This window comes from Calidithermus chliarophilus DSM 9957, from assembly GCF_000430045.1.
Taxonomy (GTDB): domain Bacteria; phylum Deinococcota; class Deinococci; order Deinococcales; family Thermaceae; genus Calidithermus; species Calidithermus chliarophilus.
Genome location: NZ_KE387027.1, coordinates 47,748 through 61,273, shown reverse-complemented (window position 1 = coordinate 61,273; position 13,526 = coordinate 47,748). Strand labels below are relative to the sequence as shown.

Sequence of the window (13,526 nt, the reverse complement as noted above, 5' to 3'; positions counted from 1 at the left end):
CCGAACTAACCGAATCTGGTATTACGTCGTACGCGATACGCGAGACGCCTTGGCCCTCGACCCTTGACCCTCGACGCCCCGATGATGTCTCACTCCTCAATCTGGCTCGCGCGGGTAGGGTAGCTTAGTTCCCGCATGTCCGAGATCGCGCGCTTTCTCCCCTACGGCTTGGCCGATCTCCCCCGGCTCCTCGAGCGGCCCCGGGCGGCGGACCGCGAGGCCCTCTCGGCGGGGCTGCTGGCCTACTTGCAGCGGCTGGGGGCCCCGCGGGAGGCGCTCGAGGCCGCCCGGCGGCTGGCCCACCCGGGCAGCCGGGCCGTGGTCACCGGGCAGCAGGCCGGGCTGCTCACCGGCCCCGGCTTCACCTTCTACAAGGCCCATACCGCCCTCGCGCTGGCCCGGGAGCACGACCGCCCCGAGCGCCCGGTGGTGCCGGTGTTCTGGGTGGCCTCGCAGGACCACGACACCGCCGAGGTGCGCGACGTGCAATTGCTCGACCTCGACGAGCGGGTGCATACGCTGAGCCTCGAGCTCCCCCCCGCCCGGCCCGCCGGGCGCATCCCCTTCCTGCCCTACGCGGGCGCGGTGTGCGAGCTGCTCGAGCGCTTCAAGGGGGTGAGCGCGGTGCAGCGGCGTATCTGCGTCGCGCTCAAGGGGGAGTGGACCTACGCCGAGGCCTTCGCCCGGCTGATGCTGGAGTTCCTGGGCCGCGAGGGGCTGGTGCTGCTCGACCCCATGGCCCCCGAGCTGGCCCCCCTCTTCGTCCCCGGGCTGCGGCGTGAGCTGGCCGACCCGCTGGCCTCCTCGCAGGCCATCAACGAGACCGCCGAGGCCATGCGGCAGCACGGGCTGCACCCGGTGCTGGGGCGGGGCGAGGCCGCGACCAACCTTTTCCTGGAGGGCGAGGACGGCGAGCGCCGCCTGCTGCGCTACCGGGAGGGGTATTTTGACGACGGGACGCGGCGCTACAGCCGCGCCGACCTCGAGGCCCTGCTGGGGCACGACCCCTCCCGCCTGACCCCGGCGGCCGGGCTGCGGCCGGTGCTGCAGGACACCGTGCTCCCCACCGCCGCCTTCGTGGTGGGGCCGGGCGAGCTGAAGTACGTGGCCGAGCTGGGCGGGGTGTACCGGCTGCACGGCCTCGAGCCCCCCGCCGTGGCGCGCCGGGTGAGCGCGGTGGTGCTCGAGCCCCCGGTAACCCGCATCCTCCAGAAGCACGGCCTCGACGCCTGGGCCTTCCAGGACGACCCCGAGGGCTGTTTCCTGGCCGCACTCGCCGGGGACGACGCCCGGGTGGCGGCCATCCGCGCGGCGCTGGGGCGCATCGCGGCCGAGTTCGAGGGGCTGAGGCCCCACCTGCTCGAGGCCACCCTCGAGCGCCCCGCCCACCGGGCCCGGGTGCGCGTGACCCACGAACTCGAGCGGCTCGAGCACATCGTGTTGCAGACCGAGCTGCGGCGAGAGGGCATCGCCCACGACCAGTTCGAGCGGCTCCGGCGCCACCTCACCCCCTCCGGCCTGCCCCAGGAGCGGGTCTACCCTTTCCTGATGTACCTGCTCAAGCACGGCGAGGCCCCCCTGCGGGCCTTGAAGGAAGCTTCATCCACCGGACGGGTGATCTTGGAGATCTAGCCAAAGGGTGCAAGACTGTTGCGTGGACTGCTGAGGTCCACTTTTTTTGCACCCCATGCTCCGACTCGGCCGCCAAGAACCCCTGCGCTCGCTGCGCCTCTCCGTGTGGGAGGGCACGCTGGCGATCTTGTTCATCAACTGGAGCAGCGGGGTGGTGGTCACGGGCTACGCGCTGTGGCTGGGGGCCAGCCCCGCCGCCCTGGCCGTGCTGGGGGCCATCCCTTTGCTGGGGCAGTTGGCCGCCCCCTTCGCCCTGATGCTCAAGGGGCAGCGCAAGCCCTACACCATGCTGCTGGCGGGCTCGGGGCGGGCCGTCTTCGGCCTGGTGCTGCTCGCGCCGTTGCTGCCCCCTGAGGCGCGGGTACCCGCGTTCTTGCTCGTCGCCGCGCTGAGCCAGGTGGTCATCGCCCCGGTCAACGTGCTGTGGACGAGCTGGATGGCCGACCTGGTGCCCCCCCGCGAGCGCGGGCGCTACTTCGGCTTCCGCAACGCGGTGCTGGGGCTGGTGGGCACGCTGGGCAACCTCAGCGCCGGGCTCTTCATCGACGCGGTGCCCAAGCCCTGGGGCTTCCTGATCGTGCTGGGCCTGGGGGTGGTGCTGGGGGTGGCGGCCTCGCAGGTGCTGCGCTGGCAGCACGAGCCGCCGCACGAGAGCTCGAGCGCCGCCGGCTCCTTGCGCGTCGCCCTGACCGACCGGGCCTTCCTGGGCTTCCTGGGCTTCCTCGCCTTCTGGTGGTTCGCGGTGCTGGTGGGCGGGCCCTTCGCCTTCCCGCTGTTCCTCGAGTACGCCCAGCTCAACTTCACCCAGGTGGGCCTGTGGACAGTGATCTCGGCCTCCTGCGGGTTGGTGTTCGGCCCGCTGTGGGGCCGCTTCGCCGACCGCTACGGCCACGGGCTGGTGCTGATCTGGACCGGGCTGGTGGGCTCCGTCGTGCTGCCGGGCCTGTGGCTGCTGGGCGGCCCCGGCCACACCCTCCCCATCTGGCTCTCCGCCGTCGCCGACGCCCTGTGCTGGAGCGGCCTGGGAGCCGCCCAGACCAACGTGGCCCTGCAGCAGGCCCCGCCCGCCCACCGGGGGGCCTACCTGGCCGTCTTCGGCATCGTGGTCGGCGTCTTCGGGATGCTGGGCTCAGCCCTCGGCGGCGCCCTCGGCAGCCTGAACGTGGGCCCCAGCCCCTACCACCTGCCCATCCTGGCCTCAATCGTCCTGCGCACGATGGCGGTGGGGTATTTGTTCTGGGCGAGAAGGGTTTGAGGGTTATAGGTAGCCGATAGCCCATAGCTGATAGCCGATAGCTAAAGGCGGGACGTGTAAGGCTTGTGGCTCGTGGCCTGTGGCTGGTGGTTCACCCCTCCCCGTCCCTCCCCGCGCGCGGGGAGGGTTTATCCCCCCAGCCCCCCTTGCTAAGGGGGGTGACAAGGCGTCTTGCGTTTTGCGTCTTGCGTCTTGCGTTTTGCGTTTAGCTATCGGCTATGGGCTATCGGCGTCCGGCGTAATAATCTTGATGCTATGGTCGTGACCCGCATCGCGCCCTCCCCTACGGGCGACCCCCACGTCGGAACGGCGTACCAGGCCCTGTTCAACTACGTCTTCGCCAAGCAGAACGGCGGGAAGTTCATCGTGCGCATCGAGGACACCGACCGCACGCGCTACAACCCGACCTCCGAGCGACGAATCCTGGAGATGCTCGAGTGGATCGGGCTCTCTCCCGACGAGTCGCCGGTGAAGGGCGGGCCTAACGCGCCCTACGTGCAGTCGCAGCGGCTGTCCATCTACCAGGAGCACGCCCTGCGGCTGCTCGAGTCGGGCGCGGCGTACCGGGCCTTCGACACCCCGGAGGAGCTCGCCGCCGCCCGCGAGGAGGCCCGCAAGGCCGGGCTGCAGCAGCAGGGATACAACCGGCGCTACCGCGACTACCCCCGCGAGGAGGCCGAGCGCCGCGCGGCGGCCGGGGAGCCGCACGTCATCCGGCTCAAGGTGCCCCTGGAGGGCAAGACCGTCGTCCACGACCTGCTGCGCGGGCCGGTGGAGTTCGACAACGCCCAGCTCGACGACAAGGTGCTGCTCAAGGCCGACGGCTACCCCACCTACCACCTCGCGGCCATGGTCGACGACCACCTCATGGGCGTGACCCACGTCATCCGGGCCGAGGAGTGGCTCACCAGCACCCCCTTCCACGTGCTGCTCATCCGGGCGTTCGGCTGGGAAGAGCCGGTGTGGTGCCACACCCCGCTGCTGCGCAACCCCGACAAGTCCAAGCTCTCCAAGCGCAAGATGGACACCAGCGTGGACAGCTACCGCGCCCAGGGCATCCTGCCCGAGGCGCTGCTGAACTACCTGGGCACCATGGCCTGGAGCATGCCCGACGGGCGTGAGATCTTCACGGTGGCCGACATGATCGAGCACTTCGACCTGCGCCGCATCAGCCTGGGCGGGCCGGTGTTCGACCTCGCCAAGCTCAAGTGGATGAACGGCAAGTACATCCGCGAGGTGCTCTCGCTGGGCGAGCTCGTCGCCCGCCTCGAGCCCTTCCTCGAGGCCGCCGGCTACGCCCACCCCTCCCGGGCCTACCTCGAGCAGGTCGTCGAGGCCATGCGCGCCCGCTTCGAGACCCTCGGCGAGTTCGTGGAGAAGGCGGTCTACTTCTTCCGCGAGGACTACCCCGTGCAGGAGAAGGCAAAGGCCAAGCTCGAGGAGGGCCGCCCCTTCCTGCCCGAACTGCGCGACCTCCTCGCCTCCCTCCCCGACTTCCTCCCCGAAACCACCGAGCCCGCCCTCAAAGGCTTCGCCGAGGCCAAAGGCCTCAAGGCCGCCGCCGTCATGCAACCCCTACGCGCCGCCCTCACCGGCTCGCTCGAGACCCCCGGCATGTTCGACCTGCTGATGATCTTGGGGAAAGACCGGGTGCTCGAGCGGCTGGGGAAGGCGTTGGGTTAGCAGTCAGCTTTCAGCGGTCAGCTATCAGCCACCAGCGGAAGACCCGTGGTCAGTCGAGGGTCGAGGGCCAAGGCGTCTGGCGTCTTGCGTCTGGCGTCTTGCGTTTTGCGTTTTGCGTTTTGCGTTTTGCGTTTTGCGTTTTGCGTTTTGCGTCTTGCGTACGACGTACGACCCGCCCCCCGGCGTTGGGCGTTCGGCTATCGGCTATGGGCTATCGACCACCGACCTCCCCCATGCGTAAACCCCACCATTTCACCGCCTTAGCCCATCCCCCCGCCGAAGTAACGCGCCGCCGATTTGCCGCCCCCGTCGGCGGGCTTTAGCGGTAACGAGGGTTTTACGAACAGGCGTTACTCTAGGGCTTAGGTGAATTTATGGTTGCCGTGATCCTTTCCGGTGGGGCTGGTACGCGCTTGTGGCCGGTTTCCCGTGAGCTTTATCCCAAGCCCTTCATGCGCCTGCCCGACGGGCAGAGCCTGCTGCAGAAAGCCCTGCTGCGGGCGGTGAGCATCCCCGGCGTGCGCGAGGTGCTCACCGTGACGGGGCAGGAGCACTACTTCAGCACCAAGAACGAGTACGCGGCGACCGGGCTGCCGGAGGGCCTCGAGCTGACCTACGTGGTCGAGCCCCTGCGGCGCAACACCGCGCCCGCCATCGCCCTCGCCGCGTTGCAGGTGGCCCAGCGGCACGGGCCCGAGGCGGTGATGCTGGTGCTCTCCTCCGACCAGCTCATCGAGAACCTCCAGGCCTTCGTGCAGGCCGCGCAGCAGGCGGAGGCGGCGGCGAAGCAGGGGTACTTGGTGACCTTCGGCATCCGGCCTACCTACCCGGCCACGGGCTTCGGCTACATCCAGCAGGGCGAGCCGCTGGGCGGCGGGGCGTTCAAGGTGGAGCGCTTCGTGGAGAAGCCCGACCTCGAGACCGCCAAGGGCTACCTCGAGCACGGCGGCTTCTACTGGAACGCGGGCATCTTCTGCTTCCAGGCCGGGGCCTACCTGCGCGCGCTCGAGGCCCTCTCCCCCGAGGTCCACGAGGCGGTGCTGCGCTGCTGGGAGCACAGCCCCAAGGGCAGCCCCAGCTTCATCGACGCGGTGAGCTTCAAGACCGTGCCCAACATCTCCGTGGACTACGCGGTGATGGAGAAGTCCGACCGCGTGGCCGTGGTGCCCGCCGCCTTCGGCTGGAGCGACCTGGGCTCGTGGGACGCCACCGCCGAGCTGGTCCCGCCCGACGCCGAGGGCAACCGGGTCTTCGGGGACGTGGTGCTGGTGGGGGCGCACGACACCTTCGTGCAGAGCGAGGGCCGGGTGGTCGCCGCCATCGGGGTGGAGAAGCTGGTGATCGTCGACACCCCCGACGCCCTGCTGGTGGCCCGGCGCGACCGCGTGCAGGACGTGAAGAAGGTGGTCGAGCAGCTCCAGGCCAAGCAGCACCAGGCCGCCACCCGCCACCGCACCGTGCAGCGCCCCTGGGGCAGCTACACGCTGCTGGAAGAGGGCCCCAACTTCGCCATCCGCCGCCTGGTGATCCGGCCCGGCCAGAGCCAACTGCTGCAACTGCACCACCACCGCAGCGAGCACTGGGTGGTGGTCTCGGGCACCGCGCGCGTGGTGCGCGGGGATCAGGAGCTGTGGCTACGCACCAACGAGTCCATCAACATCCCCGCCGCCACGCCCCACCGCCTGTCCAACCCCGGCCTCATCGACCTGGTGATCATCGAGGTGCAGAGCGGGGAGTACCTGGGCGAAGACGACGTGGTGCGGCTGGAGACCAGCGAGGAGTTGCTGCTCGAGAGCGGCATGGGCGACTGAGGGCGGTTCCCCCGTGGCCGAGGGGCCTTGCGGGGGCTGCCGGCCCCGGTTCCCGGCCCTCCGGCCACGGGGCGTTTAACCTCGTGAACACAGGCTTAAGGACTTCTCAGGGGCTTTGTCACAGAGGTCACCGCACCCCCGGCCTCGAGCCGTCAAGCTGTTTAGCAACCCCATGCCACGAAGAATCCTCATGACCGAACCCGCCCACCGCCTCGACCTCAGCCAGGGGTTGCGCGAGGCCGCCGCCGAAGTCTGCCGCCGGGTGCCCGACCTCGGGCACGTCGACGTCCACCGCGTGCAGTTCGCCCTGTTCTACTCCCGCAAAGCCCAGCGCGTGCTCACCTACGCCCGCTGCTACCCCCTGCCCACCCAGATCCGGCGCATCCGCAAGCGCTGGTACCGCCTCACCCCCGTCCTCACCGAGGCGGGCCTCGAGGCCCGCTACATCCTCGCCTTCGCCTGGACCCGCTTCTGGACCCTCGAGCCCCGCGAGCGCCTCGAGGTGCTCGTCCACGAGCTCTACCACATCTCCCCCCACTTCAACGGCGAGCCCCGCAAGTTCGCCAGCGGGAGCTGGCACGGCCCCGGGCGCAAGTGGTTCGACCGCCAGGTGCGCTCCCTCACCGAGCAACACCTCCCCAGCGGCCTCGAGGCCCTGTTCCCCGCCCTCACCGTCGAGCTCCAGGACGGCCTCAAGGTGAAAGGACAGCGGCTGCAGGTGCCGTACTGGGTCGCGATCACGAACGACGCGCAGGAGGCGGCGAGTTAGGGTGGGTTGTCGATGGTCGATAGCCGATAGCCGATAGCCCAGCGCGGGTCGTACGTCTGAGGCGGGTCGTACGTCCTACGCCGTACGCCGTACGCCTTGGCCCTCGACCCTTGACCCTCGACGAACCACGGGCCTCCGCTGACGGCTGACCGCTGACGGCTGAAAGCTGCTTGCTAACGGCTGTGCCTATAATGAAGCGGTATGTCGGATTTTGAAGCGGTGGTGGGGCTCGAAGTCCACCTGCACCTCAAGACCAGGACCAAGATGTTCTCGCCTGCTCCGGCGGGGTACTTCGGCGCACAGCCCAACACGCACGTGCACCCCGTGGACCTGGGGCTGCCGGGGGTTCTGCCCGTGGCCAACGCTAAGGCGGTGGAGTACGGCATCCTCTTCGGGCTGGCGCTGAACTGCCAGATCGCGTCCTGGACGCAGTTCCACCGCAAGAGCTACTTCTACCCCGACATGCCCAAGAACTACCAGATCTCACAGTACGACCTGCCCATCGCCGAGCACGGCTGGCTCGAGGTCGCCGGGGCCCGCGTCGGGATCAAGCGGGTGCACCTCGAGGAGGACGCGGGCAAGTCGCTGCACCCCGACTTCGGCGACTACTCGCTCATCGACCTCAACCGCGCGGGCTCGCCCCTGATCGAGATGGTCACCGAGCCCGACATCCGCACCCCCGAGCAGGCCCGCGTCTTCCTGAGCCACATCCGCTCCATCGCCCAGACCCTGGGCGTCTCCGACGCCAACCCCGAGGAGGGCAAGATGCGCGCCGACGTCAACGTCTCGGTGCGGCGGCGGGGGGAGCCGTTGGGCACCAAGGTCGAGATCAAGAACCTCAACTCCTTCAAGAGCGTGCAGCGGGCGCTCGAGTACGAGATCAAGCGCCAGACCGAGCTGCTGCGCCTGGGCCGCCGGGTCGAGCAGGCCACGCTGGGCTGGGACGAGGGCGGGGGCAAAACCTACGTGATGCGCCTGAAGGAGGGCGAGTCCGACTACCGCTACTTCCCCGAGCCCGACCTGCCCCCCGTCGTGGTGGACGCGGCCTGGCTCGAGCGGCTGCGCGCGGCCATGCCCGAGCTCCCCGCGCAGAAGTTCGCCCGCTACGTGGCGAGCGGCGTGCGCGAGTACGACGCCGAAATCCTGGCCTACAACGCCTCGCTGGCCCGCTTCTTCGACGAGGCACTGGCGGTGTACGGCGGGGAGCCGCAAAAGCTGGCCGACTGGCTCAACGCCGACGTGGCCGGCTACCTCAACGAGCGGGGGCTCGAGATCCAGGATACCCGCCTCACCCCCGAGCACTTAGGCCGCCTGGTGGGGCTGTTCGTGAAGGGCGAGATCACCAGCCGCGTCGCCAAGAACCTCCTCCCCGAGGTGATGGAGGGCGCCGACCCCGAACAGCTCGTGCAGGAGCGCGGCCTCCGGGTGGTGGTGGACACCGGGGCCATCCGGGCGCTGGTCGAGGGGGTGGTGGCCGCCAACCCGGCCGTGGTGCAGCAGATCAAGGACGGCAAGCTCCAGGCCATCAACGCGCTGCTGGGCCAGGTGATGAAGGAGAGCAAGGGCACCGCCAAGCCCGACCTGGTGCGCCAACTGCTGGCCGAGGCCATCGGCGTGCAACTGGCCTGAGCCGGCCTGGACGAGGAAAAAACATGAAATACGAAGACGCCGGGGTAGACATCGACCGCAAGGCTGGCGCCCTCAAGGCCGCCGCCGCCCGCATCAAGTCCACCTACACCCCCGAGGTGCTCGCGGGCATCGGGGCCTTCGGGGGCATGATCGACGCCCGCAGGCTGCAAGGGATGAAGCAGCCGGTGCTCGTGGCCTCCACCGACGGGGTAGGCACCAAGACGATGCTGGCTGCCCAGACCGGGCGCTGGGGCGGTCTGGGCTTCGACATCGTGAACCACTGCGTCAACGACCTGCTGGTGCAGGGGGCCAAGCCGCTGTTCTTCCTGGACTACGTGGCGAGCAGCCGCCTCGAGCCCGAGGTGCTGGGCGCGGTGCTGGAGTCGCTGGCCGAGGCCTGCAAGGCCGCCGGGATGCCCCTGCTGGGCGGCGAGACCGCCGAGATGCCGGGGGTGTACCACCCGGGCGGCCTGGACCTGGTGGGCACCATCGTCGGCGTGGTGGAGCGCGAGCGCGTGGTGGACGGCTCCAAGGTGCGCCCGGGCGACGTGATCCTGGCCCTGCCCTCCTCCGGGCTGCACACCAACGGCTACAGCCTGGCCCGCAAGGTCTTCGAGGGCTGGGACCTCGAGCAGCCCCACCCCGAGCTGGGCCGCAGCCTGGGCGAGGCGCTGCTCGAGCCCCACCAGAGCTACCTGGAGCCCGTCTCGCGCCTGCTCGACAGCGGGATCGAGGTGCGGGCCATGGCCCACATCACCGGCGGCGGGGTCTACGAGAACCTGCCCCGGGTGCTGCCCGAGGGCGTCGGGGCCCGCGTCGAGCCGGGCACCTGGCCCGTCCCGCCCCTCTTCCGCCTGATCCAGCAGGCCGGGAACGTCGCGCAGGAGGAGATGTTCCGGGTGTTCAACATGGGGCTGGGCTACTTGGTGGTGGTCGCGGAAAGTGAGGCAACCCCCGCCCTGGAGTGCCTGGGCCTGGGGTATCGTGTAGGTCGGACGCTCGAGGGCCGGGGCGTGACGGTGGGGTAGAGCGCGCCTGACCTAGCCTATGACCGAAATCTGGCTGATCCGTCACGGCGAAACCGCCTGGAACGCAGAAAGTAGGCTCCAGGGCCAGCTCGACGTGCCGCTCTCGCCCAAGGGCATCGCGCAGGCCTTCCGGGTGGCCGAGCGCCTGAAGAACAGCCAGCTCGCCTTCGACGCCCTCTACACCTCCGACCTCTCCCGCGCCCTGCAGACCGCGCGACCCATCGCCGAGAACCTGGGCCTCGACCTCTGGCTCGAGCCCCGCCTGCGCGAGATCGACGTGGGCAAGCTTCAGAACAAGCTCCACGAGGAGATCAAGCGCGAGTTCCCCGACTACTACCGCGCCGTAAGCGCCGACCCCTGGAACACCCCCCGCCCCGGCGGCGAGAGCATGGCCGACGTGGCCTGCCGGGTGGAGGACTTCCTGCACGAGCTGCCCGAGGGCCGCTTCATCGCCGTGGCCCACGGCGGCGTGATCCGGGCCGCGCTCAAGGTGGTGCTGGGCCTCGAGGGCCTCTCCTGGCGCAAGTTCCACATCCAAAACACCTCCATCACCCGCCTCACCTACCCCGAAGGCGGCGCCCTCACCGTGGGCGACGTGGGGCACCTGGAGACCTGGGCCGACCACCTCTCCGACGACCAGGTGGCCAGCGGGGGAATGGGGCAGGCGAGCGAGTCGAGCCGGTAGGGAGGGTCGTGCGTCCTACGCCGTACGCAAAACGCCAAACGCAAGACGCGAAACGCCTCGACCCTTGACAAGGGGCCTATCACGGGCCTGCCACTCCCCACCTCCTACCCCGCCAATTCCCTGTCCGTTTGCTGACCCTTTGCTCATGCGGGTGTGCTAGGATTGTGAACTTGTGGAGAAGACCCTCACCCCCCGAGCCCTCGGCTTCGCCATGCCCGCCGAGTGGGCTCCGCACGCCGCGACCTGGACGGCCTGGCCTCACGACGAGGAGCAGTGGGTGGGCTACCTCGAGCCCGTGCGCCAGGAGTTCGCGGCCTTCGTGGACACGCTGGCCCATTTCGAGCCGGTGCACCTGATCGTGGCCGACGAGGAGTCCGAGGCCGACGCGAAGGCCCGGCTCAAGAGCGGCAACGTCACCCTGCACCGTGTCCCCCACAACGACCTGTGGCTGCGCGACAGCGGGGCGATCTTCGTGAGGCGGGGGGAGGAGGTCGCGCTCACCGACTGGGAGTTCAACGGCTGGGGGGAGAAGTACCCGGCCCAGCTCGACAACCAGATCCCCGGCCACATGGCCCGCATCCTGGGCGGCAAGCTCTGGCACGCGGGGGTCGTGATGGAGGGGGGGAGCCTCGAGGTCAACGGCCGCGGGGTGTGCCTCACCACCCGCCAGTGCCTGCTCTCGCCCAAGCGCAACCCCACCCTCGACGAGGAAGACCTCGAGGGCTACCTGCGCGACTACCTGGGCATCCACACCGTGGTCTGGCTGGGCGAGGGGCTCGAGGGCGACCACACCGACGGGCACGTGGACACCATCACCCGCTTCGCGCGGGAGGAGGTCATCGTGACCGCCGTGTGCGAGGACGAGTCCGACCCCAACTACCGGCCCCTGCGGGAGAATCAGGAGATTTTGGAGAGCCTGGGCGCCTTCCAGATCGTCCGGCTGCCCCTGCCCAAGAACCCGCTCTACCTCGAGGACACCCGCCTGCCCCCCACCTACGCCAACTTCTACGTCGCCAACGGCGCGGTGCTGGTGCCCGTCTACGGCGACCCCAACGACGAGCGGGCGCTCGAGATCTTGCGCAAGGTCTTCCCCGAGCGCCAGGTGATCGGCCTGATGGCCCGCAACCTCATCACGGGGGGCGGGGCCTTCCACTGCGTGACCCAGCAGCAGCCCGTGGGCCGGATCTGGGAAGGAGGTTGACGATGCCCAAACTCGCCATCGTACAGATGAGCATGAGCGACGCGCTCGAGGAGAACCTTACCAAGGCCGAGCGCTTCATCCGCGAGGCCGCCGCTCACCGCGCCGACATCGTGCTCCTGCCCGAGCTCTTCGAGAACCTCTACTTCTGCCAGCTCGAGCGCGAGGAGTTCTTCGGCCTGGCCAACCCCGTGGAAGGCCACCCCTTCCTGCCGCGCTTCCAGGCCCTCGCCAAGGAGCTCGGCGTGGTGCTGCCCGTCAGCTTCTTCGAGCGCTGCGGGCAGGCGCACTACAACAGCCTGGCCGTCATCGACGCCGACGGCAGCCTGATGGGCGTCTACCGCAAGAGCCACATCCCCGACGGCCCCGGCTACGAGGAGAAGTACTACTTCAACCCCGGCGACACCGGCTTCAAGGTGTGGAACACCCGCCACGGCACCATCGGGGTGGGGGTGTGCTGGGACCAGTGGTACCCCGAGGCCGCGCGCGCCATGGCCCTGCTGGGCGCCGACCTGCTGCTCTACCCCACCGCCATCGGCTCCGAGCCGGAGGAGGCCGGGGGCATCGACACCAAGGACATGTGGCAGCGGGCCATGATCGGCCACGCGGTGAGCAACGTGGTCTACCTCGCCGCCCCCAACCGCGTGGGCACCGAGACCATCGAGGGCCACCAGCAGACCTTCTACGGCCACAGCTTCATCAGCGACTACATGGGCAACAAGATCGCCGAGTTCGGCGCCGGCGAGGAGGGCATCCTCTACGCCGACCTCGACTTCGCCAAGGCCCGCGCCTTCCGCGCCGGGATGGGCTTCTTCCGCGACCGCCGGCCCCAGCTCTACGGCCCGCTGCTGACCTACGACGGCAAGACCCGCCAGTAAAGCGTGAAGGTCGGCCTGATCTCCGACACCCACGGACTCCTGCGCCCGCAGGCCCTCGAGGCCCTCGCGGGCGCTGACCTTATCCTCCACGCCGGGGACGTGGGCGCGGAGGGCGTCCTCGAGGCCCTCGCCCACGTCGCTCCCGTCAGGGCCGTGCGGGGCAACGTGGACCGGGGGGACTGGGCCGCCCGGCTCCCCGAGACCGAGGTCGTGGAGGCCGGGGGAACCCTGATCTACCTGCTCCACGATCTCAATGCGCTCGACCTCGAGCCCGCCGCCGCGGGCGTCGGCGTGGTGCTCAGCGGCCACTCGCACCAACCGGCCGTCTTCGAGCGGGCGGGTGTGCTCTACGTCAACCCGGGGAGCGCGGGCCCCAGGCGCTTCCGCCTGCCGGTGAGCGTGGGCTGGCTGCACCTGGACGAAGGCGGGCCGAGGGCCGAGATCGTCGAGCTCGAGGGGTGAGGAGGCCTCCGCCCAAACCGCCGCGAGCCGCGATAGGATGGCTCTGGATGGTCGCTTCCCTCTCCCCCGACGCCGTGGCCGGCACCCTGGTCAAGCGGCTGGGGCTGTTGCTGCCCAAGCGCAGCGGCCTGGCGCTGGCGCTGTGGGGCGAGCCGGGGGTGGGCAAGAGCTGGGTGGCGGCGCAGGTGCTGCGGCAGGTGCCCTGCCTGAGCGCGTCCGCCGGCGCCCGGGACGGCGCCGGCCAACTGCTGGCCGCGCTGCCGCGCCCCGCCCGCCTGCCAGCTTGGGTGGAGGGGGGCCTGGAGCGGCTGGCCCGGGGGCAGCTCGAGCCCGCCCGCGCCGCCGACACCCTGGCGGCCTACCTGGCCGACCTGGCCCCCTTCGTGCTGCTGGTCGAGGACCTGCACGAGGCCGCACCCGAGCAGCAGGCGCTGTGGCTCGAGCTCGCCCAGGAGGTGCTGCGGGCGCGGGGCGTGGGGCTGCTCTTCACCAGCCG

General features: G+C 69.9%; 12 protein-coding genes. All 12 read left to right on the top strand.

Annotation, left to right across the window (positions count from 1 at the left end):
• Window positions 1-135: 135 nt before the first annotated feature.
• Window positions 136-1,632: a bacillithiol biosynthesis cysteine-adding enzyme BshC gene (gene bshC / locus MEICH_RS0117315; protein WP_027893633.1), complete on the top strand. Its 1,497-nt coding sequence runs from the start codon at window positions 136-138 to the stop codon at window positions 1,630-1,632.
• 55 nt (window positions 1,633-1,687) lie between these two features.
• Window positions 1,688-2,887: an MFS transporter gene (locus tag MEICH_RS0117310; RefSeq protein ID WP_027893632.1), complete on the top strand. Its 1,200-nt coding sequence runs from the start codon at window positions 1,688-1,690 to the stop codon at window positions 2,885-2,887.
• A gap of 255 nt (window positions 2,888-3,142) precedes the next feature.
• On the top strand, window positions 3,143-4,570 hold the full coding sequence (gene gltX / locus MEICH_RS0117305) for a glutamate--tRNA ligase (RefSeq protein ID WP_027893631.1): 1,428 nt from the start codon (window positions 3,143-3,145) through the stop codon (window positions 4,568-4,570).
• A gap of 374 nt (window positions 4,571-4,944) precedes the next feature.
• The gene (locus MEICH_RS0117300) at window positions 4,945-6,381 is read left to right on the top strand and encodes a mannose-1-phosphate guanylyltransferase/mannose-6-phosphate isomerase (protein ID WP_027893630.1); all 1,437 of its coding nucleotides are present in this window, start codon (window positions 4,945-4,947) and stop codon (window positions 6,379-6,381) included.
• Between the two features lie 172 nt (window positions 6,382-6,553).
• Complete coding sequence (locus MEICH_RS27360) at window positions 6,554-7,150, top strand: putative metallopeptidase (protein ID WP_157202885.1); 597 nt, start codon at window positions 6,554-6,556, stop codon at window positions 7,148-7,150.
• Window positions 7,151-7,351: 201 nt separating this feature from the next.
• Window positions 7,352-8,779: an Asp-tRNA(Asn)/Glu-tRNA(Gln) amidotransferase subunit GatB gene (gene gatB / locus MEICH_RS0117290; RefSeq protein WP_027893628.1), complete on the top strand. Its 1,428-nt coding sequence runs from the start codon at window positions 7,352-7,354 to the stop codon at window positions 8,777-8,779.
• 23 nt (window positions 8,780-8,802) lie between these two features.
• On the top strand, window positions 8,803-9,807 hold the full coding sequence (purM, locus tag MEICH_RS0117285) for a phosphoribosylformylglycinamidine cyclo-ligase (RefSeq protein WP_027893627.1): 1,005 nt from the start codon (window positions 8,803-8,805) through the stop codon (window positions 9,805-9,807).
• A gap of 19 nt (window positions 9,808-9,826) precedes the next feature.
• Window positions 9,827-10,492, top strand: coding sequence for a histidine phosphatase family protein (locus tag MEICH_RS0117280; protein ID WP_027893626.1), 666 nt, complete (start codon window positions 9,827-9,829; stop codon window positions 10,490-10,492).
• 172 nt (window positions 10,493-10,664) lie between these two features.
• Window positions 10,665-11,693 carry an agmatine deiminase family protein gene (locus MEICH_RS0117275; RefSeq protein WP_027893625.1) on the top strand — a complete coding sequence of 343 codons (1,029 nt, stop codon included), beginning with the start codon at window positions 10,665-10,667 and terminating at the stop codon, window positions 11,691-11,693.
• A 2-nt stretch (window positions 11,694-11,695) separates the two neighbouring features.
• Entirely contained in the window at window positions 11,696-12,568 is an 873-nt protein-coding gene (gene aguB / locus MEICH_RS0117270) for an N-carbamoylputrescine amidase (RefSeq protein WP_027893624.1), read from the top strand.
• Window positions 12,569-12,571: 3 nt separating this feature from the next.
• The gene (locus MEICH_RS0117265) at window positions 12,572-13,030 is read left to right on the top strand and encodes a metallophosphoesterase family protein (protein ID WP_027893623.1); all 459 of its coding nucleotides are present in this window, start codon (window positions 12,572-12,574) and stop codon (window positions 13,028-13,030) included.
• A gap of 47 nt (window positions 13,031-13,077) precedes the next feature.
• Window positions 13,078-13,526, top strand: a 449-nt coding sequence (locus tag MEICH_RS30510; protein WP_036219658.1) for an ATP-binding protein, incomplete at its 3' end; no start/stop codon positions are given.

What these genes read in the sequence shown, in the direction of transcription:
- bshC (WP_027893633.1), top strand. Translation starts at nt 136, where the DNA reads ATGTCCGAGATCGCGCGCTTTCTCCCCTACGGCTTGGCCGATCTCCCC.
- MEICH_RS0117310 (WP_027893632.1), top strand. Translation starts at nt 1,688, where the DNA reads ATGCTCCGACTCGGCCGCCAAGAACCCCTGCGCTCGCTGCGCCTCTCC.
- gltX (WP_027893631.1), top strand. Translation starts at nt 3,143, where the DNA reads ATGGTCGTGACCCGCATCGCGCCCTCCCCTACGGGCGACCCCCACGTC.
- MEICH_RS0117300 (WP_027893630.1), top strand. Translation starts at nt 4,945, where the DNA reads ATGGTTGCCGTGATCCTTTCCGGTGGGGCTGGTACGCGCTTGTGGCCG.
- MEICH_RS27360 (WP_157202885.1), top strand. Translation starts at nt 6,554, where the DNA reads ATGCCACGAAGAATCCTCATGACCGAACCCGCCCACCGCCTCGACCTC.
- gatB (WP_027893628.1), top strand. Translation starts at nt 7,352, where the DNA reads ATGTCGGATTTTGAAGCGGTGGTGGGGCTCGAAGTCCACCTGCACCTC.
- purM (WP_027893627.1), top strand. Translation starts at nt 8,803, where the DNA reads ATGAAATACGAAGACGCCGGGGTAGACATCGACCGCAAGGCTGGCGCC.
- MEICH_RS0117280 (WP_027893626.1), top strand. Translation starts at nt 9,827, where the DNA reads ATGACCGAAATCTGGCTGATCCGTCACGGCGAAACCGCCTGGAACGCA.
- aguB (WP_027893624.1), top strand. Translation starts at nt 11,696, where the DNA reads ATGCCCAAACTCGCCATCGTACAGATGAGCATGAGCGACGCGCTCGAG.